This window comes from Morganella sp. EGD-HP17 (assembly GCF_000512315.2).
Lineage (GTDB): Bacteria > Pseudomonadota > Gammaproteobacteria > Enterobacterales > Enterobacteriaceae > Morganella > Morganella morganii.
On the sequence record NZ_AZRH01000004.1, the window covers coordinates 196,239 to 219,615 of the forward strand.

A 23,377-nucleotide genomic window follows, 5' to 3' on the forward strand; every position below is an offset into this window, starting at 1 on the left:
ATGTACGGCGCAATAGCATTACCGCATCCGCCTTTCCTGTTTTCCCGGGAAAGAACCGGAACGTGGCAGCAGATGGTTTCTGTTGCTGCGATCGGTGTGTGTTTCTCCGTCGCCGGGCTGCTCATCACGGGCAGCCCCCCGGTGACCACCCCGCAACAGCATCAGATTGATAACCGGGGACAAACACCAGCGGTTTCCGTTGCCATTCAGATGAATGCAACACCTGTATATCAGGAAACAGAGCCGGAAGCGGAACAATTACCACCACCACAGGAATCACCGTCTCAGGCAGAACTGGCAACCGCCCGCCGGAAAACACCGGAGAAAACAACCAAACCGCCATCAGCAAAACCGGCAGTAAAAGCGGTGAACAAAAAGGCGGAGAAATCAGAACCGGTTACCACAGCAACCACCGCAGATACCGGAAAGGATAAAACCACACAGCAGCAGTCCGGCGGACAGGCAGTATCCCCGACAAATTCTGCCACCGCAGGAGCCGATAACCGGAAAGCACAGGAGGATTACTTTAACCTGCTGCGGCAAAAAATTGAGGAGCAAAAACATTACCCCCGCCGGGCCCGCAGCGCCGGGCAGCGGGGGATCAGCACCATTTCCTTTTCTCTCGACGATAACGGCAAACCTTTTGCACCGGTCGTTACCCGCTCTTCCGGTTATGAATTACTGGATAACGCCGCAATGGATGCTGTCATCAGGGTTGCTGCTGTCGGTACGCCGCCACCAGGTGCAAAACGGAGGGTGACATTCTCATTACGTTTTCAGCTGAACAAGGGTTTTTAACGGCTGAGTGTATTCACGACAGTGATTATTTCTTGTGCACACAGAGCTAATAGGTATACTGGTCTACCTATTAATTAAACACAAGAGATTTTCCGGATGAAGGACACCGACGCAACACAGACCCGGCTCAGTGCCAGAGACCGTTTACTGGAAGCCGCAGGCATCTTGTTTTACAACGAGGGCATTGCGGCAACCGGTATTGATACGATCACCAAAAAGGCCGGTGTCGCCAAAAAAAGTCTGTATAACAATTTTAGCTCCAAAGCTGAGTTGGTGACCACTTACATCCGGCTGCGGCATGAAGAATGGCTGGCGTTATATGATGTCCGTCTGCAACAGGCAACAACCCCGGTACAGCGGATCCTGGCGGTATTTGATGCTTATCACGACCATGCTGAGTTTGCCTATGAACGGGGATTCCGGGGATGCGGCCTGCTGAACGCAGCCGCTGAGTTTCCGGCCGGCAGTGAGGAACGTCGCGAAGTGTGTGCTCACAAATCTGAAGTAGCTGATATTATCCGCAAGAACCTTTATCAGTTGCTGCCGGAAGACACCGCGAAAGCAGAGCAACTGACCGCACACCTGGCGTTCTTACTGGAAGGTGCGATTGTACTCGCCGGGCTGGAAGAGCACGGGGCACGGGTATTACAGGCTGCCGCCATGGCAAAAACCATGCTGGAGGCGCTGTGATCCAGACACCCAAAGGCCACTTTGCCGGAATTGCCGTCATTATCCTGGCCTCCTTCTTATGGGGAACCACCGGGGTTTCTGCCACCTTCGCACCGGATGTCAGTCCTGTTGCTATCGGTGCTGCCGCCATGGGTTTCGGCGGGTTGCTCCAGGCCGCGATTGCCATCACACCGATCCGCCGCAGCCTCGGCACTTTCCGGCAGCAATGGCATTTGCTGTTATTGGGTGCCGTTGCTGTTGCCGTATATCCGCTCGCCTTTTACGGCTCAATGCGACTGGCCGGGGTGACTATCGGCACCGTAGTATCGATCGGAACGGCACCGGTTTTATCGGCAATTATTGAAATTATCATGGACGGAGCCCGCATGACACTGCGCTGGTTGAGCGGTGCAGTACTCGGCCTGACAGGTATTGCGCTTCTTTCCCTTTCCGGCGGCACGGAACAGATTGCTGCAGCGGATGCATCCGCCACACTGACAGGTGTCATACTGGGATTACTCGCCGCCTTTACTTATGCGCTTTATTCCTGGGCCGCGCGCCGCCTGATGCAGCGCAACATTCCGTCACGGGCAGCTATGGGCGGTATTTTCGGGATCGGGGGATTACTGCTGATGCCAGTATTAGCACTTTACGGCGCACCATTCCTGGATTCGTGGCAGAACGCCGCAGTCGGCATTTACATGGCTTGTGTACCGATGTTTCTGGGCTATGTCTGTTTCGGTTATGCACTGGCACGTATTCCCGCCAGTACCGCCACCACAATTACACTGCTGGAACCGGTTGTCGCCGCCGCACTCGCCGCCATTATTGTCGGCGAACAACTCACCACCGCCGGCTGGGCCGGAGTCGCACTGATTTTCACCTGTCTGGTCTGTATTACACTACCTGCCCGGCGTAAGGCACAGGCAGTGAATGTGGCTGTCGTTAAACCGAATCAGTGTTAGGGTTTGTCAGCTTACTTCCCGATACAAAAACTCGAGAAAATGCGCCCGAGCAGATCGTCGGAGGTAAATTCACCGGTGATTTCGCTCAGTGCCTGCTGGGCGAGACGCAATTCTTCTGCCAGTAATTCGCCGGAGCGGGCAACCACTAACTGCTCGTGACCGGAGATCAGATGCTCTGCCGCAGTGTTCAGTGCCTGTAAATGACGGCGGCGGGCGAGGAATCCGCCTTCAGTGTTGCCTTCAAATCCCATGGTGGTTTTCAGGTGATCGCGCAGCAAATCAATACCGTGGCCTTCGCGGGCAGAAAGTTTAATCAGCGTATCGCCGTTCCGCTCTGTGATACCGGTGGTTTCCCCGGTGATATCGGTTTTATTGCGGATAATGGTGACCGGGATACCGGCCGGTAAGCGGGACATAAATTCCGGCCAGATTTGCTCCGGGGTCTGTTCATCCACCGTGGTACCGTCCACCATAAACAGGACGCGGTCTGCCTGTGCAATTTCCTGCCAGGCGCGTTCAATACCAATCCGCTCCACTTCATCCCCGGCTTCGCGCAGCCCGGCAGTATCAATGATATGCAGCGGCATACCGTCGATATGAATATGTTCACGCAGCACATCACGGGTGGTTCCGGCAATATCAGTGACAATCGCAGCTTCGCGTCCGGCAAGAGCATTCAGCAGGCTGGATTTTCCGGCATTCGGGCGCCCGGCAATCACCACTTTCATCCCTTCACGCAGCAGGCTGCCCTGACGCGCCTGAGAACGAACCCGTTCCAGGTCAGCAATAACGGTATCGAGTTTGGCTTCAATCACACCATCCGAGAGAAAATCAATTTCCTCATCCGGGAAGTCGATTGCTGCTTCGACATAAATCCGCAGGTTAGTGAGTGCTTCCACCATCTGATGCACTTCCCCGGAGAAAGCGCCCTGTAATGAATTCATCGCCGAACGGGCCGCCTGTTCCGAACTGGCATCAATCAGGTCAGCAATGGCTTCCGCCTGTGCCAGATCCAGTTTGTCATTAAGGAATGCACGCTCTGAAAACTCACCGGGATTGGCGATACGGATATTATCGATAAGCAGAATACGTTTTAACAATAAATCGAGGATAACCGGTCCGCCGTGTCCCTGGAGTTCCAGCACATCCTCACCGGTAAAGGAGTTCGGGCCGGGGAAGAAAATTGCAATCCCCTGGTCCAGCACTTTGCCGGTTTCATCACGGAAAGGCAGATAATCGGCATAACGCGCTTTCGGGAGTTTCCCCAGTACAATCTGAGCCACCTGTGCCGCCTGCGGGCCGGACACACGCAAAATACCGACTCCGCCGCGTCCCGGCGGGGTTGCCTGTGCCACAATGGTATCGGTGCTCTGAATTTCAGCGTTATTCATGACCATGTCTCTCTTTCTCACCGTGTGATAAACAATAAAGGCGGTCAATATGACCGCCTTTAAATAATACTATAAGACCGGCAGAGATTCCCCGCCGGTCACGGGCTTATTTTTTGTCGCGGCTGTGAAGACCGCGTTTTTCCAGGCCGCGATAGATAATCTGCTGCTGGAGGATAGTCACCAGGTTACTGACGATATAGTACAGCACCAGACCTGACGGGAACCACAGGAAGAAGACTGTGAAGATCACCGGCATAAAGGTGAAAATCTTCTGCTGTAACGGGTCGGTGACCGCTGTCGGAGACAGTTTCTGGATCACAAACATCGTTGCACCCATCAGAATCGGCAGGATGTAGTACGGATCCTGTGCGGATAAGTCATGGATCCAGCCGATAAACGGCGCGTGACGCAGTTCCACTGAGCCCATCAGCATGTAATACAGTGCCAGGAAGATAGGCATCTGGATGATCAGCGGTAAGCAGCCACCCAGCGGGTTCACTTTCTCTTCTTTGTACAGCGCCATCATTTCCTGACTCATGCGCTGTTTATCATCACCGATACGCTCACGCATTGCTTTCAGCTTCGGCTGAAGCATACGCATTTTCGCCATAGAGGTGTATTGCGCACGGGTCAGCGGATACATGATACCGCGGACGATAAAGGTGATAACGATGATGGAGAAGCCCCAGTTACCGATGAAGCTGTGGATAAACTTCAGTAACTTGAACAGCGGCTGAGAAATGAACCATAACCAGCCATAATCAACGGTTAAGTCCAGATGCGGTGCCACAGCTTCCATTTCGTTCTGCAGTTCCGGTCCGACCCACAGAGTTGCGTTATATTTCGCTTCGCTGTTTGCCCCGATACGGATTGCATCACTCTTATAACCGATGAATGCATCGCCGGTTTTGGCACTGTACAGCGTATAGAAGTTATTGGTGGTGCCTTTCTCAGGAACCCACGCTGTCGCAAAATACTGCTGTAACATCGCCACCCAGCCAACATTGGTGTTGATGTTCAGTGGCTTATCTTCGATATCACTGAAGCTGTATTTTTTGTAGTTAGTGTCTTCAGACGAGTACGCCGCACCACGGTAGGTATGCAGCGCAAAGTTGCTGCTGCCGTTGTTAAGACGTTCCGGTAAATTCACAGATTGTTTTAACTGACCGAAAAACGCCATTTCCAGCGGAGCTGAGGTGTCGTTTTTGATGGTGTAATCAACACTGATGGCATAATCTTTGCGCTTCAGGGTATAGGTTTTCACATACGTGACACCATCCAGAACGAAAGTCAGAGGAACACGCAGTTCATCCTGGCCTTCCGCCAGCACAAATGTATCGCTTTCAGTGGTATACAGCGGGCGATCTTTGTAATTATTCGGGTTATCCGGACCATTCACACCGGTTAAACCACTGATTGCCTGGTAGGCAAATTCAGGTGTTGTTTCCAGTAAACGGAACGGATCTGCGGATTTTAAGGTTGCCGGGTAAGCCAAAAGGTCAGCTTCATCAATATCACCGCCGCGCAGATTGATGTTCAGTGACAGCACATCTGTTTTGACCGTAATATATTTGTTCTGCCCGCTGCTTTCACCACTTGGCGTTGTCGTCTGCTGCGTTGCCTGAGTAGCCGCGTTAAGTGCTTGTGTCTTATCACTTTCCCACGTCTGCCATGCAAAGAAGGATACGAGTAGCAAAGCGATGAATAGAAGATTACGTTGCGAATCCATCGTTAATGTTCTCTGTTATCATCATTTTTAGGTGGGACAGGATCATCACCACCTTCGTGTAAAGGGTGGCATTTTAATACGCGTTTCACCGTTAACCAACCGCCTTTTATCATACCAAACCTGCGCAATGCCTCAATTCCGTATTGCGAGCATGTTGGTGTGAAGCGGCAACGTGGTCCCAGCAGCGGACTTATCACCAGCTGGTAACCTCTGATTAACAGGATCAGGAAGCGTGCGCCAAGCGACTGTGACGACGCCATAACTTACCCAATGCTTCCGTAATCTCGCGATTACTCAACTCCGATACCCCTTTTCTTACCAGAAGCACGAAATCCATATCGGGCAACTCATGTTGGTGCAGACGAAAGTATTCACGCGCTAACCGTTTAATGCGATTGCGCTCATGAGCCCGTTTAACGTTTTTTTTAGCGACGGTAAGACCAATGCGGGGATGTTCCAGCTCATTACGGCGTCCCAGAAGTGTTATTTCAGGAGTACTTGCCCGTTGTGGTTGCCGGAAGACAAAGTTGAAATGCTCGGGAGTTAACAAACGTAACTCCCTCGGAAAAGCGAGCTTAACCACGTATGGTTAGCTTTATTACTTAGAAACGGTCAGACGAGCGCGGCCTTTAGCACGACGGCGAGCCAGAACCTGACGACCATTTTTAGTGGCCATACGAGCGCGGAAACCATGGGAACGGTTACGCTTCAGTACGGACGGTTGAAAAGTGCGTTTCATAGCGGTTTCTACCTAAACTTTAAATTATTACTGATTCAGTAAACGCATCGGCAAACAGTAAATTCAGCGGCGGATTCTCATCTTTCTGCTGAAAGGGTCATCACGGAAAGTGGCTGACCTCTGTGCCTTATCGCAACATCAATATGGAAAGATGCGAGATTGTAATAAAATCCGGGCCTGTCCGTCAATCAAAGATGGCGCGATAACACAGATTTCTGCACATAATTGCATTTACCCATAACCTGCCTGCACACATCACCGCATCAAGACACAGATAACGCGCACAGGGTGCAAGATTATACGGACTCCCCGGCAAAGCGCAAGGATCGATCCGCGATCCGTGAATATTCGATCGCGCGCCTGATCCTGAATGCGTTTTTTCAGCCTGAGGATAATTCACCAAAACTTATCCCCAAACGGGATTTTCCCGCTGTATTCTCCTGCCCGGATTCGTTATACTCCGGCCTGAATCCCGCTCCGGACGGGCTGACAGCCCCTGTGGATAAAAACCCGGAAAACTGTGTAAAAGGATGAGGATCTTGTCCCGCTTTTGCGATATGATCCGTCGTCACGATCATTTTCACCCGTGCGGTGATCGCCGGTGCAGGGAATGATCGTCCATAACACAGCCCCACTTTTGTACACTGACGTGTCCGTTGAAACATGCAGAGGACAATTCGTCTGTATGTGCTGTGTCTGCGTGAAAAATCTTATTCTGTTTCTTTGACTGGTCTTGTTTAGGGGAGTTCACCGTGTCTCTTTCGCTTTGGCAGCAATGTCTTGCCCGTTTGCAGGATGAATTACCTGCCACAGAATTCAGTATGTGGATACGCCCCCTTCAGGCTGAGCTGAGTGATGACACTCTGGCGCTCTATGCCCCAAACCGGTTTGTGCTCGACTGGGTACGGGAGAAGTACATTAATAACATTAATGCGCTCCTGTCCGATTTCTGCGGCAACGAAATTCCGCAACTGCGCTTTGAGGTCGGTAATAAGCCGGCCGGCGCTGTCAGCACACCGGAAAGAAGTATTCCCCCGTCACGGACGATGAAACAGCCGCCTTCGCGGGAAAAAGCCCCCGCACTGCGCCCGAGCTGGCATGATAACAGCGCGGAACCGGATGTGGCTTACCGTTCCAACGTTAACCCGAAACACACCTTTGACAGCTTTGTGGAAGGTAAATCGAACCAGCTGGCGCGCGCAGCCGCCCGTCAGGTGGCGGATAACCCGGGTGGCGCATACAACCCGCTGTTCTTATACGGCGGAACCGGTCTGGGTAAGACCCACTTATTACATGCCGTCGGCAACAGCATTATGGAAAGCAAAGCCAACGCCAAAGTGGTCTATATGCACTCAGAACGTTTTGTGCAGGATATGGTCAAAGCCTTACAGAACAACGCGATTGAAGAGTTCAAACGTTACTACCGTTCTGTCGATGCCTTACTGATAGATGATATTCAGTTCTTTGCTAACAAAGAGCGTTCTCAGGAAGAATTTTTTCATACCTTCAATGCCTTACTCGAAGGTAATCAGCAGATAATCCTGACCTCCGACCGCTACCCGAAAGAAATTAACGGGGTGGAAGATCGCCTGAAATCGCGGTTCGGCTGGGGATTAACCGTTGCCATTGAACCGCCGGAACTGGAAACGCGGGTCGCCATCCTGATGAAAAAAGCCGATGAAAACAACATCCGCCTGCCGGATGAAGTGGCTTTCTTTATTGCGAAACGTCTGCGCTCCAATGTCCGTGAACTGGAAGGTGCACTGAACCGGGTGATTGCCAACGCCAACTTTACCGGGCGGGCGATTACCATCGATTTTGTGCGTGAAGCACTGCGGGATCTGTTAGCACTGCAGGAGAAACTGGTCACCATCGATAATATTCAGAAAACTGTTGCTGAGTATTATAAAATTAAAGTGGCTGATCTGCTCTCCAAACGCCGTTCGCGCTCTGTCGCCCGGCCGCGCCAGATGGCGATGGCACTGGCAAAAGAGCTGACAAACCACAGTTTGCCAGAAATCGGGGATGCTTTTGGCGGCCGTGACCACACGACCGTTCTGCACGCCTGCCGTAAGATCGAGCAGCTGCGTGAGGAAAGCCACGACATCAAAGAAGATTTTTCTAACTTAATCCGGACATTATCATCATAGCGCTATGAAATTTATCATTGAACGTGAGCAATTGTTAAAACCCTTACAACAGGTCAGCAGTCCGTTGGGCGGTCGCCCGACCCTACCGATTCTGGGTAACTTACTGCTGAAAGTCTCTGATGGCGTACTGCATCTCACAGGGACAGACCTTGAGATGGAAATGATGGCCGCCGTTCCGCTGGACCAGCCGCATGAAAACGGCGAAACCACGGTACCGGCCCGGAAGTTCCTGGATATCTGGCGGGGTCTGCCGGACGGCGCGCAAATCAGTGTTGAGCTTGACGGTGACCGTCTTCTGGTCCGCTCCGGGCGCAGCCGCTTCTCGCTGTCCACTTTACCGGCCTCGGATTTCCCGAATCTGGATGACTGGCAGAGTGATGTCACTTTCTCTCTGCCGCAAGCAACATTGAAACGCCTGATTGAATCCACCCAGTTCTCCATGGCACATCAGGATGTCCGCTATTACTTAAACGGCATGCTGTTTGAAACCAGCGGCTCTGTGCTGCGTACTGTCGCCACAGACGGGCACCGCCTGGCGGTCTGCTCGCTGGATATCGGACAGGAACTGCCGGACCATTCGGTGATCGTGCCGCGTAAAGGGGTTATCGAACTGATGCGCCTGCTCGACGGCGGCGATGCCCTGCTGAAACTCGAAATCGGCAGCAACAACATCCGCGCCCATGTCGGCGGGTTTATTTTCACCTCCAAACTGGTGGATGGCCGCTTCCCGGACTACCGCCGTGTCCTGCCGAAGAACCCGGACAAAACGCTGACGGCAAATTGTGATATGCTGAAGCAGGCTTTTTCCCGTGCGGCGATTTTATCGAACGAGAAATTCCGCGGCGTGCGGATTTACCTGAGCAACAATCAGCTCAGAATTACCGCCAATAACCCGGAGCAGGAAGAAGCCGAAGAGATCGTGGATGTCACCTATGACGGAACGGACATGGAAATCGGGTTCAACGTCAGCTATGTCCTTGATGTTCTTAACACACTGAAATGCGAAGATGTCTCGGTGAAACTGACCGATGCCACCTCCAGCGTGCAGATTGAAGATGACGCCAGTGATGCAGCCGCTTACGTTGTGATGCCGATGCGCCTGTAACACGATGATCCTCTCGCGTTTACTTATCCGTGATTTTCGCAATATCGAAAATGCGGATTTACCGCTGGCCACTGGGTTTAACTTTCTGGTCGGCCCGAACGGCAGCGGTAAAACCAGTGTTCTGGAAGCCATTTACACACTCGGCCACGGCCGGGCATTCCGCTCAGTACAGGCGGGGCGTGTTATCCGCCATGATAACGACGAATTTATCCTGCACGGCAAACTCGGGCAGGAACAGACAGACCGGGCCACCAGCGTCGGCCTGAGTAAAAACCGCCAGGGTGACAGCAAGGTCCGCATTGACGGCACTGACGGCCATAAAATTGCCGAGCTGGCAAAATTACTGCCGATGCAGCTTATCACCCCGGAAGGCTTTACCCTGCTCAACGGCGGGCCGAAATTCCGCCGGGCTTATATTGACTGGGGCTGTTTCCACAATGAACCGCAATTTTTTGCGCTGTGGAGTGATTTAAAACGTCTGGTGAGACAGCGCAATGCCGCCCTCCGCCAGGTATCGAATTACGGTCAGATCCGCCACTGGGATCAGCAGCTGATTCCGGTTGCTGAGCAGGTCAGTCAGTGGCGGGAGAATTATGTGACAGCGATTGCTCAGGATATTGAGCAGACCTGTCAGCAGTTTTTACCTGAATTTTCGCTGAGTGTCTCTTTCCAGCGCGGATGGGATAAAGAGACCGATTATTCAGAGCTTCTGCAGCGCCAGTTTGAACGGGACCGCGCACTGACCTACACCGCCTCCGGCCCGCATAAAGCGGATTTACGGATCAGAGCGGACGGGGTGCCGGTGGAAGATTTACTTTCACGTGGTCAGTTAAAACTGCTGATGTGCGCGCTGCGGTTAGCACAGGGTGAATATTTCACCCGTCAGAGCGGGCAGCAATGCCTGTATCTGCTTGATGATTTTGCCTCCGAACTGGATGCCGGGCGCCGTCTTTTACTGGCTCACCGGCTGAAAGCCACACAGGCACAGGTTTTTGTCAGTGCCATCACCCCTGAACAGGTCAGTGATATGGCGGATGAAAACAGTCGCCTCTTTGTCGTGGAAAAAGGTAAAATACAGGTTCAATAATCAGGATTAGATGAGCGGGAAACGTTGATGTCGAATACCTATGACTCCTCAAGTATCAAAGTATTAAAAGGGCTGGACGCGGTGCGTAAACGCCCGGGAATGTACATTGGTGATACCGATGACGGAACCGGTTTACACCACATGGTCTTCGAGGTTGTTGACAACGCTATCGACGAAGCCCTCGCCGGTTACTGTAAAGACATCATTGTGACCATTCACAATGATAATTCAGTCTCCGTACAGGATGACGGTCGCGGTATCCCGACCGGGATCCATGAAGAAGAAGGCGTCTCCGCCGCAGAAGTTATCATGACTGTTCTGCACGCCGGCGGGAAGTTCGATGATAACTCCTATAAAGTCTCAGGCGGCCTGCACGGCGTCGGGGTCTCTGTTGTTAACGCCCTGTCTGAAAAACTGGAACTGGTTATCCGCCGTGACGGCAAAGTTCACGAGCAGATTTACCGCCACGGTGAACCGCAGGATCGCCTGACTGTTGTCGGCGAAACCGATAAAACCGGGACACGCGTGCGTTTCTGGCCGAGCATGGACACCTTCAAAGGCGAGACTGAATTCCAGTACGACATTCTGGCAAAACGCCTGCGCGAACTCTCCTTCCTGAACTCCGGTGTATCGATCCGTCTGATCGATAAACGCGACGGCAAAGAAGATCACTTTCACTACGAAGGCGGTATCAAAGCATTCGTGGAATATTTAAGCCGCGCCAAAACTTCGATTCATAACAACGTTTTCTATTTCTCCACTGAGAAAGACGATATCGGCGTGGAAATCTCCATGCAGTGGAATGACTCCTTCCAGGAAAACGTATACTGCTTCACCAACAACATTCCGCAGCGCGACGGTGGTGCTCACCTCGCCGGTTTCCGCGCCGCCATGACCCGTACCCTCAACAGCTATATTGAGAAAGAAGGGCTGAATAAAAAATCCAAAGTCAGCACCACCGGGGACGATGCCCGTGAAGGACTGGTGGCGGTCATTTCCGTCAAAGTGCCGGATCCGAAATTCTCCTCCCAGACTAAAGACAAGCTGGTCTCTTCCGAAGTGAAAACGGCGGTTGAAACCCTGATGAACGAAAAGCTGTCTGAATATCTGGATGAAAACCCGAACGACACCAAAATCATTGTCGGCAAAATTATTGATGCCGCACGCGCCCGTGAAGCTGCACGCCGTGCCCGTGAAATGACCCGCCGTAAAGGCGCGCTGGATTTAGCCGGTCTGCCGGGTAAACTGGCGGATTGTCAGGAACGCGACCCGGCCTTCTCCGAACTGTACTTAGTGGAAGGGGACTCTGCGGGCGGCTCTGCAAAACAGGGGCGTAACCGTAAGAACCAGGCTATCCTGCCGCTGAAAGGTAAAATCCTGAACGTTGAGAAGGCGCGTTTTGATAAAATGCTGGCTTCTCAGGAAGTTGCCACCCTGATCACCGCACTCGGCTGCGGTATCGGCCGCGACGAATACAACCCGGACAAACTGCGCTATCACAGCATCATCATCATGACCGATGCCGACGTCGATGGTTCACACATCCGTACCCTGTTACTGACTTTCTTCTACCGTCAGATGCCGGAAATCATTGAGCGCGGTTATGTGTATATCGCACAGCCGCCGCTGTATAAAGTGAAAAAAGGCAAGCAGGAACAGTATATTAAAGATGACGAAGCGATGGAGCAGTATCAGGTCTCTATCGCACTGGATGGCGCGGCACTGTATGTAAACGAAAATGCAGCTCCGATTCAGGGCGAACATCTGGAAAAACTGCTGCACGAATACAACGGCGCACACAAAATTATCCGCCGTTTAGAGCGTCTCTATCCGCTGGCACTGTTAAACAGCCTGGTCTACCAGCCGAAACTGGAAGAATCCGCGCTGCTGAACAAAACCGAGGTGGAAGCCTGGGCACAGAGCCTGACAGAGCGCCTGACCCGTCATGAAGAGCACGGCAGCACCTACAGCTACCGTATTGCGGAAAACAAAGAGCGCCAGCTGTTTGAGCCGGTACTGACTATCCGTACCCACGGTGTGGATACTGACTACAATCTGGATTTCGATTTTGTTCACGGCAGCGAATATGCCCGTATCTCCAAACTGGGTGAGCTTATCCGTGGTCTGATTGAAGAAGGTGCTTATGTTGTCCGTGGTGAACGCCGTCAGAACGTCAGCAACTTTGAGCAGGCACTGGACTGGCTGATGAAAGAATCACGCCGTGGTCTGGCTGTACAGCGCTATAAAGGGCTGGGTGAAATGAACCCGGAACAGCTGTGGGAAACCACCATGAACCCGGAAACCCGCCGTATGTTGCAGGTCACGGTAAAAGATGCAATTGCAACGGATCAGTTATTCACCACACTGATGGGTGATGATGTTGAACCGCGCCGTGCCTTTATCGAAGAGAATGCCCTGAAAGCGGCAAACATCGACGTATAATTTTTTCCTCTCTCTGAGACCCCATAAAGCCCGGTTTTCCGGGCTTTATTTTTTATCACCCCGTAAGATGCTTCAGATTCGTGGTGATAAGACCGACCATTCCCGAAACCAGTAACTGAATCGCCAGTGTAACCAGAATAATGCCGGAGATCCGCGCCAGGGTGTCCATCACCCCCGGGGATAAACGCCCGTGCAGCGGCCCGGTTGCGAGAAAAGTCAGCGCAATAGTGGGCAGCATCAGCAGGATCACAACAGAAAGCTGTATCAGCCCGGACAGGGAATCACTGTGTCCGGCCAGCGAAATCCCGACCGCTATCGTGCCGCCGCCCATCGACAGCGGAAAAAGCAGCGGTACCATTGCCAGCCGCATGATATCTTTCGGCGGGGTCACACTGACCGGAATATCACTGTGCTCCTCTTTCACCCCGCGGATAAGCATCGGCCATCCCTGTGCCAGTAACGCAATACCGCCGGTGACGGTCAGGGCATCCGCACTCAGCCCGAGAGCCGTCAGCAGCCAGTTCCCCAGCCAGATAACCACCAGCATGACCAGCGTGTATCCCGCCGCAATTTTCCAGGCAATTTGCCACAATATGTTCCGGTCAATCCGGCCAAGGATAATCGTGGCGGCGGTGATAGTTGCCGGGGGACTGAACAGCGACACAAAAGTCACATAATTAAGAAGAATATTATCGAGCCATTCATTCATCTTTCCGGCTCCGTTTCCGCAGATAACCGGCAAACAGACAGAGAATAAGGGCCCCGGCAATCACACTGACAGAAATAAATCCTCCGCTCAGCAACGTCACCACAAAACCAGCCAATACAGCGGTGACAAGGACAATCCCGGTCCCGGTAATGAGTTTTGATGCCCGGATAACTGCGCTCTGACGCCACGCCACCACCAGCACCATCAGATAGCACAGAAGAAACGTAAAACTGGCGACATTGGCCAGATCACTGAGATTCAGGAACAGCGCCAGCAGCAGTGTCAGCAGAATGAGCAGAATATTCACTGTTGTTCCCTGCCGGAATACCGTTTTGCCCCAGGAATCCGGCAGAATACCGGTGCTGCACATTCTGTCGGTGATATTGAAGGCGGAAAACAGGGTGGCATTAATGGCGGATGTTGTCGCCAGCAGCGCGGCGGCGGCCACAATCACAAAACCGGTTTTTCCCCATACGGGATAAGCCACCTGAGCCACAGCGGTATCCGCATAACGGACCAGTTGAGACGGCGAGAGATTACCGAGCAATACCAGCGCCAGGCTGATATACAGTACAATCGTGAATAAAATGGCGATCATAAATGCCCTCGGCATCACCCGGCCGGGGTCTGCCACTTTGTCTGAGGCATTTGCCATCATGCCGAACCCGGCATAGGCGAAAAACGTCAGCCCGACGGCGGAAAAAAGGGTATCTCCGGAAAACGAGCTGATATTCAGCAGTGTTGTATCCACAGTAAATACGCCCGTCGCCACCAGGGCGATAATAATCACCAGTTTGGTGCCTACCAGAAGGACTTCCACTTTACCGACAGCATGGCTGCCGGTGATATTCATCAGACCAACCGCGATGATAATAAACGCGGTATACACTTCCGGTAATAAGGCCGATTCATTTCCCTGATGAAAAAGCTGAACGGCGTAAGCCCCGAACGCCCTTGCCACCATCGCCACCGTCAGGATCAGCGTGACAAGATACAAAAAGGATAAGGCGATCGTCAGCACGGCGGGCAATGACAGCCGGAAGAAATCAATAATACCGCCCGGCGAGGGATAACAGGCGGATAACCGGGCATAGGCATAACCGGCAAATAACGCAACCAGACCGCCGCAGGCAAAGGCAATCCATGTTGCAGATTGCATAATCAGTGCCGTCTGCCCCAGCAGGGCAAAAATCCCGGCACCTACCATTGCGCCGATCCCCAGCGCAATAACCTGTAACAACGTTAACGGCTTTTCTGATGACACTGGCTTCATAACCCGCTCCTGAAATAAAACATGTGCTGCCGCTGGTGTTTATTTATATCTGATAACGCCCGGAAGCCCGGGCGTTATCGTTATCAGCGGGATCACCGGTAAAGGTTATATCCCAGTGCGGCGGCAACCGAAGCCACCATTTTCTGGCCTCTGACACTGTTTCCGTCATCATCCAGCGGCGGTGAAAATGCCGCTATCCCCATCACACCCGGTACCACTGCGAGGATCCCCCCGCCGACCCCGCTTTTGCCCGGTAACCCGACTGTGTATGCCCAGTCACCGGAGCGGCCGTACAGCCCTTCCATGGTCATTTCTGCCAGGATAAACGGAGTATGTGCCGGGTTCAGCACCTGCTCACCGGTCACCGGGTTTTTGCCGTGTCCGGCCAGTGTCGCGCCCATTGTGGCCAGCTCTTTGGTGGTCAGCAGTGTGGAGCACTGGCGGGTATACACATCACAGGCCTCCATCGGGTCACAATAGAGGTTTTGAGCGGCGTAAAGCAGCCAGGATATGCCCCGGTTATGGAAATTGGTGGTCTGCTCTGACTGATTCAGTTCGTCCGACAGAGCAATATTCTCCGACCCGAGACGGCGCTGCATGGTCAGGATGCGCTGCCAGCGTTCATCGGCAGATTTTGCGGTAACCGCACTGACGGTCGCGATCGCACCGGCATTCACCAGCGGCGACAACGGCTTATCATTATGCAGCTCCAGCGCCATCACAGAGTTAAACGGCAGCCCGGTCGGATCCGCACCAATCTGATCCTGAACCGCCTGCGGGCCGATATCCTCCAGCGCCAGTGCCAGCGTGCAGACTTTGGAAATTGACTCGATGGCAAACCGGTAATCAGCATCACCGCTGCTGATAATATCGCCCTGAGCAGTGACTACCGCAACCGCCGCCAGGTCGGACGGGATATTAGCCAGGAACGGAATATAATCCGCATTCGCACCGCCGGGAGCCTGATGAAACTGCTGCCAGGCATTGGTCACCGCCTGTTTGATTGCTGTTAAATCTGTCATGATGCTTTTCCTTTGTTTTCCCATGTAAACGGTGCGAAATCACTGTCCGGATCACGCCAGCCGGGTTTACGGATCTGATAAACAACAAACGGAAGAAGAACGAACAGAACGGTCAGTCCGATCAGCGCCCCCACATACACTTCCGGGCTGCCGACCGCAATCTGAGCCGGCGGGATAAAGCTGAACAGAAACGCGGTTAATGAGCCGAGCAGCCCCATACCGCCGAGGATAATCATCCCCGCATTACCGCCCGGGATCCGGTACGGGCGGGCGCGCTGCGGCTGACTGAAACGCAGGTAAATCGCGGCGCTGAACATCAGCATATACATAATCAGATAGAGAATAACCGTCAGCTGACTGAGGATCTGATAAGCCGCCTGCACGGACGGCAGCACCACAAACAGCACCGCCAGCAGAGAGACCAGCACAGCCTGTACCAGCAGGATATGTGTTGCCATCCCGTTCTTGTTGGTATGCTGGAACCAGTGCGGCAGATAGCCCGCTTTCGCCACTTCCAGAAGACCGGAAGACGGCCCGGCAACCCAGGTCACCACACTCGCCAGCACACCGATAGCCAGCATGACGGCGACAATCGGCCCCATCCACGGAATGTGTGCCCATTTGAACATGTCATCGTAAGCCACCAGCAGACTCTGGGTCAGGCTGATATCGGACTGAGGAATGATAAAGGCGATCGCCAGCGTACCCAGCACAAAGATAGCCACCGTACCCGCCGCCGCCAGAATGATGGCTTTCGGGTAGTTTTTGGTCGGGTTATCAATGTCTTTTACGTGAATGGCGTTCATTTCCATACCGGCATAGAACAGGAAAATACTGGCCGCCAGCACAATGTTATCGAAGTTTGAGAAATCCGGCAGAACCTGATCCCACGCCAGGTCAATCTGCGGCGTCTGGCCGCTGAACAGGTAGGAGAAACCAAGTACAATCAGAATGATCGCCGGAACAATCGTCCCGATAATCCCGCCCCATTTTGATACCCGGGCAAACGCGCCCACGCCTTTAAAGGCAATAAAGGTCGCCAGCCAGTAGATAAACAGGACAATACCGAGCACAAAGAATTTATTCGCCGCCAGCGCTTCATCGAATGTCTGATGCGGATCGATAAAGGCGAGTGATACCGCCCCGAATGTCAGCCCGGTCGGGAACCAGACCGTCACCTCAATCCACAGCATCGCCATCGCCAGAAACGCCAGACGCGGCCCGAACGCCTCGCCGACCCAGCGGAACACCCCGCCTTTCTCTGACCAGCCGGTGGCCAGTTCAGCAGCAACCAGTGATACCGGGATCAGGAAAAACACTGCCGCAAACAGATAATAAAAAATCGCACTGAGACCGTATTCCGCTTCGGCAGGCAAACCGCGCAGGCTCACCACCGCCACAATATTCATGACGATAAGTGTGCCGACAGTCAGTTTTGCTGCACCGGAAGACGGTTTTTTAGTTGAAGTATCAGTCATAAAAGCACCCCGGAGGATAATGAGTGAGATCCTCCGGCCGCTGATACCGGCCGGAGGTCATTGTGTAAAAATTAACCGTGATGGAAGGTGGCTTTGGCAGTCGAGTTCACTACCGGGTTTTGTCTGAAGTGATCGATAGCCCGCTTAATATCATCCAGCAACAACGCGGCCAGGTCGCGGCTGACGCCGTGACGGATCATAATGCGCTGAACAACGGTTTTCTCTCTGTCCGCCGGGAGCGGATAAGAGGCTATCAGCCAGCCGCGTGTGCGGATGCGGTCGGAAAGGTCATACAGATTGAACTGTGTCACGCCCGGTTTCAGCTTGTAAGCCACCGCCGGCAGTGCACCGCGGCCGTCATACACCAGGTCGAAAATCCCCAGCTTGTTCAGTTCATCCGCAAGCCATTGCGCAGTATCTGCACACGCCTGCTGAATTTTGGTATAACCGGCGCGTCCCAGACGCAGGAAATTATAATACTGTGCAATGATTTGCCCGCCGGGACGGGAAAAGTTCAGTGCAAATGTCGGCATATTGCCGCCGAGATAATCGACATTGAAAACCAGCTCTTCCGGCAGGTCTTCTTTGCTGCGCCAGACCACCCAGCCGACACCCAGCGGTGACAGGCCGTATTTGTGTCCGGAGCTGTTAATGGATTTCACCCGCTCAATCCGGAAATCCCACACCAGTTCCGGCTGGATAAACGGCGCGATAAACCCGCCGCTGGCACCATCAACATGCAGCGGAATATCAAAACCGGTATCCCGTTGTATTGCATCCAGTTCTTTTGCCAGTTCCGCCACCGGTTCATAAATTCCGGTAAACGTGACCCCCAGTGTCGCCACCACGCCGATGGTGTTTTCATCGCAATATTTGCGCAGATCAGACGGCTGCATACCGAGGGCATCGCCTTCCAGCGGGATCTGCCGGAGTTCCACATCAAAATAGCGGGCAAATTTTTCCCAGCACACCTGTACCGGGCCGGTTACCAGGTTCGGCTTACCGGTCTCTTTCCCCTGTTTTTCTCGGTTTTTACGCCAGCGCCATTTCATTGCCAGCCCGCCGAGCATTGCCGCCTCACTGGAGCCGGTGGTAGAGCAGCCGATAGTTTCCTGTGCCTGCGGGGAATTCCACAGGTCGGCAATAATATGCACACAGCGGCTTTCAATTTCTGCGGTTTGCGGATATTCGTCTTTGTCGATCATGTTTTTATCGACACTGTCGGTCATCAGCTGTTTGACTTCATCCTCAACCCAGGTTGTACAAAATGTCGCCAGATTCTGACGGGAGTTACCATCCAGCAGTAATTCGTCACGGACCACACTGTAAATAATTCGCGGGTCACTGCTGTCGTCCGGCATTTTGTATTTAGGGAGTTTTGCATCCGAGTCCGGTGATGCGTAAATATCAATAAATTCTGAACTATTTTTACCTTTCACTGCATGAAGAGACATAAAACCTCCTTCTCAGATCACTTATTGATAGTTAAAATTAATTAACGCTGCTGTCATTCTGAACACGGGAGTTTACGGAAAAACAGGATATCTCCTGCTGAAAATATGCATTCAGTGAAGCAACCTAAGTATATTAGCTTATGAAATGTGTAATTTTCAAACCCGTAAAACAGGTTAATAATTATATTTTCTTATGTGATCTGATTTAACCATTGCGATAATAAATAAATTCCGTTAATAAAAAACCGGATTAACACAAAAGAAACATTTATTTATTTCGTTACGGTTTTGTGAAATCCGGATGTGTTTATATAAGAAACTCACAGACTAAAATTAACGAAAGAAGAATGAATGACAGGAAAAAGCGGGTGGTACGAAGGATCAGAAATCAGCGCCTTTTTTTATTACCCGAATCAAGCCATTTTTACAGCGCCGGGAACAGCAGACAAAAAAACAGGAAAGGGACAGATACAGCGGGTGATTTAAAACATACAACTAAATATAAACATTAAGTCAGTCTCTCCGGCTGCTGACGCGGATTTTAATTCTCAGAAAGATTAAATAGCTGCTATAAAACAGCCCCGGGGATATACAACATATTATGTGTACAGTTTTAACAATAAAATAAAAACGGGACAGGAACGAAATGTTACCGGTGCATTTTGCGCAAATAACAAACAATAAACGGAGTGTATCAATAATTCCGGTAATATAGACCTGACAGACATTTTTCAGTTGCAGAAAACACACACATCCGGTTATTTAACCGGTTCAGTCAGTGAGAAGATGCAGATTCTGCAAAAAAAGCAAAACACAAACAAAAAAAATGACCCATGCGAAAAAATCAACACATGGGCCTGCTTTATTATCTGTATTTAGATTATTGTCGTTATTTCAGTAAAATATTCAGCATTCTGCGTAACGGCTCTGCGGCACCCCACAGAAGCTGGTCACCCACAGTAAACGCAGATATATAATCCGGTCCCATATTCAGTTTACGGATGCGCCCGACCGGCGTTTTCAGTGTGCCGGTAACCGCCGCCGGGGTCAGCTCACGCACGGTAATATCGCGATCATTCGGCACCACGCGAACCCACTCATTATGAGCTGCCAGCAGAGACTCAATCTCCGCAACCGGCAGATCTTTCTTCAGTTTCAGGGTAAATGCCTGGCTGTGGCAGCGCAGAGCGCCTATACGGACACACAAGCCATCCACCGGAATAATATTCTGACCGCGTGACAGAATTTTGTTGGTTTCAGCCTGCCCTTTCCACTCTTCGCGGCTCTGGCCGTTATCCAGCTGCTTATCAATCCACGGGATCAGGCTCCCGGCCAGCGGTACACCGAACTGTTCCGCCGGTAATGCACCACTGCGGGTAAATTCAGTGACTTTGCGTTCAATATCCAGAATCGCGGAGGCCGGGTCCTGTAACTCTTTCACCACATGGGCATTCAGTGCCCCCATCTGCACCAGCAATTCACGCATATGACGCGCACCGGCACCGGATGCCGCCTGGTAGGTTGCCACAGAGGCCCACTCCACCAGATCCGCCTCAAACAGGCCGCCCAGGGACATCAGCATCAGGCTGACCGTACAGTTACCGCCGACAAATGTTTTAATGCCGCGGTTCAGCCCTTCTTCTATATGCTTACCGTTCACCGGGTCGAGAATAATAATGGCGTCATCATTCATCCGCAGTGCTGATGCCGCATCAATCCAGTAGCCGTCCCAGCCGCTCTGACGCAGCTTCGGATAAACATCATTGGTGTAATCGCCGCCCTGGCAGCTGATAATAATGTCGAGCGCGCGCAGTGCATCAATATCAAATGCATCCTGTAACGTGCTGCGGTGCCCGCCGAATGACGGCGCTTCCCCGCCACTTTGCGAGGTTGAGAAAAATACCGGACGGATCCCGTCAAAATCCCGCTCTTCTGTCATGCGCTGCATCAGCACAGACCCCACCATCCCGCGCCAGCCGACAAATCCCACATTTTTCATCGTGATGTTTCCTTTTATTCTCATCTGAACTGCGTTTGCAATACTCTTAACCTGACAAAATATGAATAACGGTGCAAGTGAATTTATTGATGATCCCCCGCTGTTCAGAAGCGGAACTTATATCAGACGACGGGTTCTCATCCGGCTGCCGGTGCTTTATGCTGGGGATAACACAACAGTGATCAGAACAGGGCGGAATCATCATGTATTACGGTTTTGATATGGGCGGGACGAAAATTGAGCTTGCCGTTTTTAATGAAGCACTGGAACCGGTCTGGCAAAAGCGTATTGCGACACCGAAAGAGAGCTACGCCGCGCTGCTTGAAGCATTCAGACAGCTGACAGAACAGGCGGATAGCGAACTCGGATGCAAAGGAAAAATCGGTATCGGCGTTCCCGGCATTGTGAATCATGAAAAAGGAACGGTGTTTACCACCAATGTGCCTGCCGCTCAGTATCAGCCGCTGCGTCATGATCTGGAAACCATATTGCAGCGCCCGGTAAAAATTGAAAATGACGCCAACTGCTTTGCACTCTCCGAAGCCTGGGATCCGGCATTCCGCCACTATCCGACAGTACTGGGGCTGATCCTCGGTACCGGTGTCGGCGGCGGCTTTGTGATTAACGGCACCGTGTTACCGGGGAAAAACGGGATCGCCGGTGAAATCGGCCACATCAATATGACGCTGGAAGGGGATAAGCTTCTCGGGCATCAGGTTCCGGAGACCCTCTGCGGCTGCGGAAAAACCGGCTGTTTTGAAACTTATCTTTCCGGCCCCGGATTTGAGCGGATTTTCACGGCATTTTACGGCGAAAAGCTCAGTGCAGTTGATATTATCGCCCGTTACTACGACGGTGATCATAATGCAAAACTGCACGTTGAGCGGTATATGTCGCTGCTCGCGCACTATCTGGGAAATGTGCTGAGTGTCTTTGATCCTGATTTGCTGGTGATCGGCGGCGGATTATCACAGTTTGAGGATATTTACCGCCTGCTGCCGGAATACCTGCCGCAGTATCTCTATGGCGTTGCCTCACTGCCCGCCATTCATAAAGCCCGCTACGGAGATTCCGGCGGCGCCCGGGGCGCAGCCTGTCTCAATTTTTCCGGCTGATAAACCTTTATTTACCGCCTGCGGTGCGGGCGGTAAATAATAAAAAGAATATCGGCTAACTCTTATATTCTTTTCCCGGAAAAAGACTACATTAGCGATATTAAAAACCGGCTGAATCCGTAAAAATATCGTGTTTATACATAGGATATTATTATATCTGCCTTGTATTACATCAGCCTGAGGGAAATTGCGTATTTTTGTGATTTTTTATCTGTTATAAAGGCTAATGTCATGAATTTTATCAACCACACTATTTTTCCGGCGCTGAATTATGACAGCGATAATCAGCAATATGATACATTTCATATCGTTGCATCACGTATTACCTATGATATCCGGATAAATAACCGTGACGGACAGAGCCAGCTTGTTATTTCCCCGGAACAATCCCTGCTGAATTATACGGATGTCAGCTACAATGAAATGGTTGATACCAGTATTGAATACGAAAGTGATTTAGCCCCTTATAAACCAAAAACTGATATTGTCATTAACGCCACAGCATTTGTCCCGGAAAATAATCCGGTTCCGGTTTTTGATGTCGGTATTCAGATCGGAAAATATCAGAAAGTCCTGCGCATATTCGGTCCCCGTTACTGGGTAAAGGAGGATGACGAGTGGTTTCTCACAGAATCTGAACCGATCAGTTATCTTGATATCCGTTATGAGCATGCCTCCGGCGGTACATACAGCGCCGGTGATACGGTTTTTACCTCTCCGGCAAACCCGGTTGGTATGGGCTGGTATCCGGCGGAATTTCTGGCTCAGTGTGATAAAACACAGTTACCGGCGCATCAGATAGAATCCCCGGATATCCCGGCAGAGCATATCAGTCAGATACTCCGCCCGGACGGTTTCGGTTTTTTCGGCCGGACCTGGCAGGGACGGGCAGAGTACGCCGGGGATAATGACCCGGTGTCATCACACCCGCCGCAGACACCGGATAACCTCAATTACTGGTGTGGTGCCCACCCGACACCGTCGTTGTGGACATGAACCTGAGAAAAGTGTTCTGCACTTACCGTATCGCTCTGCCGGAATCACTGAATATCGCCGAAATGACGCTGCGCCACATTCCGGATCATCCGGCCAGATAACCGGTACACATTTACCTTAAAAATGCCGCCATTGTCTTGACTGAAAATTACGGTTAAGTAATGATTTAAAAATTCCGAAACTGAGATTTATTTAAATTTAAAATTCCTATCCGATATAAAAAACGAATAACATAAAAACCGTTGTCACATCAATA

The 23,377-nt window shown here is 51.9% G+C and carries 21 protein-coding genes; 10 read left to right on the top strand and 11 right to left on the bottom strand.

Features of this window, described 5'->3' with window-relative positions:
* The 3 genes from X965_RS06570 (at position 1) to X965_RS06580 (ending at position 2,432) form a co-directional block, all read left to right on the top strand.
* Positions 1–798, top strand: coding sequence for an energy transducer TonB (locus X965_RS06570; RefSeq protein ID WP_036417473.1), 798 nt, complete (start codon positions 1–3; stop codon positions 796–798).
* A gap of 96 nt (positions 799–894) precedes the next feature.
* Positions 895–1,488, top strand: a complete 594-nt coding sequence (locus tag X965_RS06575) for a TetR/AcrR family transcriptional regulator (RefSeq protein ID WP_004236707.1) — start codon at positions 895–897, stop codon at positions 1,486–1,488.
* A complete protein-coding gene (locus X965_RS06580; RefSeq protein ID WP_032098052.1) occupies positions 1,485–2,432 on the top strand; it encodes a DMT family transporter in 948 nt (315 codons plus the stop codon). Before X965_RS06575 ends, X965_RS06580 begins: the two co-directional genes overlap by 4 nt.
* An 11-nt stretch (positions 2,433–2,443) precedes the next feature.
* Here X965_RS06580 and mnmE read toward each other — a convergent pair whose 3' ends face one another.
* From mnmE to rpmH, 5 genes are all read right to left on the bottom strand, one after another.
* On the bottom strand, positions 2,444–3,808 hold the full coding sequence (gene mnmE / locus X965_RS06585; RefSeq protein WP_024473709.1) for a tRNA uridine-5-carboxymethylaminomethyl(34) synthesis GTPase MnmE: 1,365 nt from the start codon (positions 3,806–3,808) through the stop codon (positions 2,444–2,446).
* 121 nt (positions 3,809–3,929) lie between these two features.
* Positions 3,930–5,552, bottom strand: coding sequence for a membrane protein insertase YidC (gene yidC, locus X965_RS06590; RefSeq protein WP_036417475.1), 1,623 nt, complete (start codon positions 5,550–5,552; stop codon positions 3,930–3,932).
* 2 nt (positions 5,553–5,554) lie between these two features.
* On the bottom strand, positions 5,555–5,812 hold the full coding sequence (gene yidD / locus X965_RS18910; RefSeq protein WP_015422368.1) for a membrane protein insertion efficiency factor YidD: 258 nt from the start codon (positions 5,810–5,812) through the stop codon (positions 5,555–5,557).
* Positions 5,776–6,135: a ribonuclease P protein component gene (rnpA, locus tag X965_RS18915; RefSeq protein WP_071592722.1), complete on the bottom strand. Its 360-nt coding sequence runs from the start codon at positions 6,133–6,135 to the stop codon at positions 5,776–5,778. The genes yidD and rnpA overlap by 37 nt, the downstream gene beginning before the upstream one ends.
* A gap of 15 nt (positions 6,136–6,150) precedes the next feature.
* A complete protein-coding gene (gene rpmH / locus X965_RS18920) occupies positions 6,151–6,291 on the bottom strand; it encodes a 50S ribosomal protein L34 (RefSeq protein WP_000831330.1) in 141 nt (46 codons plus the stop codon).
* A gap of 752 nt (positions 6,292–7,043) precedes the next feature.
* On the opposite strand from rpmH, the gene dnaA reads away from it, so the two are divergent.
* The 4 genes from dnaA to gyrB are packed head-to-tail and all read left to right on the top strand — an operon-like array spanning position 7,044 to position 13,075.
* Positions 7,044–8,441, top strand: coding sequence for a chromosomal replication initiator protein DnaA (dnaA, locus tag X965_RS06600; RefSeq protein WP_015422366.1), 1,398 nt, complete (start codon positions 7,044–7,046; stop codon positions 8,439–8,441).
* A gap of 4 nt (positions 8,442–8,445) precedes the next feature.
* Positions 8,446–9,546 (top strand): DNA polymerase III subunit beta, encoded by a 1,101-nt coding sequence (gene dnaN, locus X965_RS06605; RefSeq protein ID WP_004236713.1) that lies wholly within the window; start codon positions 8,446–8,448, stop codon positions 9,544–9,546.
* A 4-nt stretch (positions 9,547–9,550) separates the two neighbouring features.
* The gene (gene recF / locus X965_RS06610; RefSeq protein WP_004236714.1) at positions 9,551–10,633 is read left to right on the top strand and encodes a DNA replication/repair protein RecF; all 1,083 of its coding nucleotides are present in this window, start codon (positions 9,551–9,553) and stop codon (positions 10,631–10,633) included.
* Positions 10,634–10,660: 27 nt separating this feature from the next.
* Positions 10,661–13,075: a DNA topoisomerase (ATP-hydrolyzing) subunit B gene (gene gyrB / locus X965_RS06615; RefSeq protein WP_004236715.1), complete on the top strand. Its 2,415-nt coding sequence runs from the start codon at positions 10,661–10,663 to the stop codon at positions 13,073–13,075.
* Positions 13,076–13,130: 55 nt separating this feature from the next.
* On the opposite strand, the gene X965_RS06620 is transcribed toward gyrB, so the two are convergent.
* From X965_RS06620 to X965_RS06640, 5 genes are all read right to left on the bottom strand, one after another.
* Positions 13,131–13,784, bottom strand: a complete 654-nt coding sequence (locus X965_RS06620; protein WP_004236716.1) for a MarC family protein — start codon at positions 13,782–13,784, stop codon at positions 13,131–13,133.
* Complete coding sequence (locus tag X965_RS06625; protein WP_036417477.1) at positions 13,777–15,057, bottom strand: APC family permease; 1,281 nt, start codon at positions 15,055–15,057, stop codon at positions 13,777–13,779. Before X965_RS06625 ends, X965_RS06620 begins: the two co-directional genes overlap by 8 nt.
* Positions 15,058–15,149: 92 nt before the next feature.
* Positions 15,150–16,079, bottom strand: a complete 930-nt coding sequence (gene glsA / locus X965_RS06630; protein ID WP_004236718.1) for a glutaminase A — start codon at positions 16,077–16,079, stop codon at positions 15,150–15,152.
* On the bottom strand, positions 16,076–17,557 hold the full coding sequence (gene gadC / locus X965_RS06635) for a putative glutamine/gamma-aminobutyrate antiporter GadC (RefSeq protein ID WP_004240194.1): 1,482 nt from the start codon (positions 17,555–17,557) through the stop codon (positions 16,076–16,078). The genes glsA and gadC overlap by 4 nt, the downstream gene beginning before the upstream one ends.
* A 71-nt stretch (positions 17,558–17,628) precedes the next feature.
* Positions 17,629–19,011, bottom strand: a complete 1,383-nt coding sequence (locus tag X965_RS06640; protein WP_036417480.1) for a glutamate decarboxylase — start codon at positions 19,009–19,011, stop codon at positions 17,629–17,631.
* A gap of 351 nt (positions 19,012–19,362) precedes the next feature.
* Here X965_RS06640 and X965_RS19885 point away from each other — a divergent pair, with 351 nt between their 5' ends.
* Positions 19,363–19,497 carry a hypothetical protein gene (locus tag X965_RS19885; RefSeq protein ID WP_004236722.1) on the top strand — a complete coding sequence of 45 codons (135 nt, stop codon included), beginning with the start codon at positions 19,363–19,365 and terminating at the stop codon, positions 19,495–19,497.
* Between the two features lie 403 nt (positions 19,498–19,900).
* Here X965_RS19885 and asd read toward each other — a convergent pair whose 3' ends face one another.
* Positions 19,901–21,010, bottom strand: coding sequence for an aspartate-semialdehyde dehydrogenase (gene asd, locus X965_RS06650; protein ID WP_036417485.1), 1,110 nt, complete (start codon positions 21,008–21,010; stop codon positions 19,901–19,903).
* 203 nt (positions 21,011–21,213) lie between these two features.
* On the opposite strand from asd, the gene nagK reads away from it, so the two are divergent.
* Complete coding sequence (gene nagK, locus X965_RS06655) at positions 21,214–22,125, top strand: N-acetylglucosamine kinase (RefSeq protein WP_036417487.1); 912 nt, start codon at positions 21,214–21,216, stop codon at positions 22,123–22,125.
* A gap of 231 nt (positions 22,126–22,356) precedes the next feature.
* Positions 22,357–23,121, top strand: coding sequence for a DUF2169 domain-containing protein (locus X965_RS06660; protein ID WP_051997317.1), 765 nt, complete (start codon positions 22,357–22,359; stop codon positions 23,119–23,121).
* Positions 23,122–23,377 lie beyond the last annotated feature (256 nt).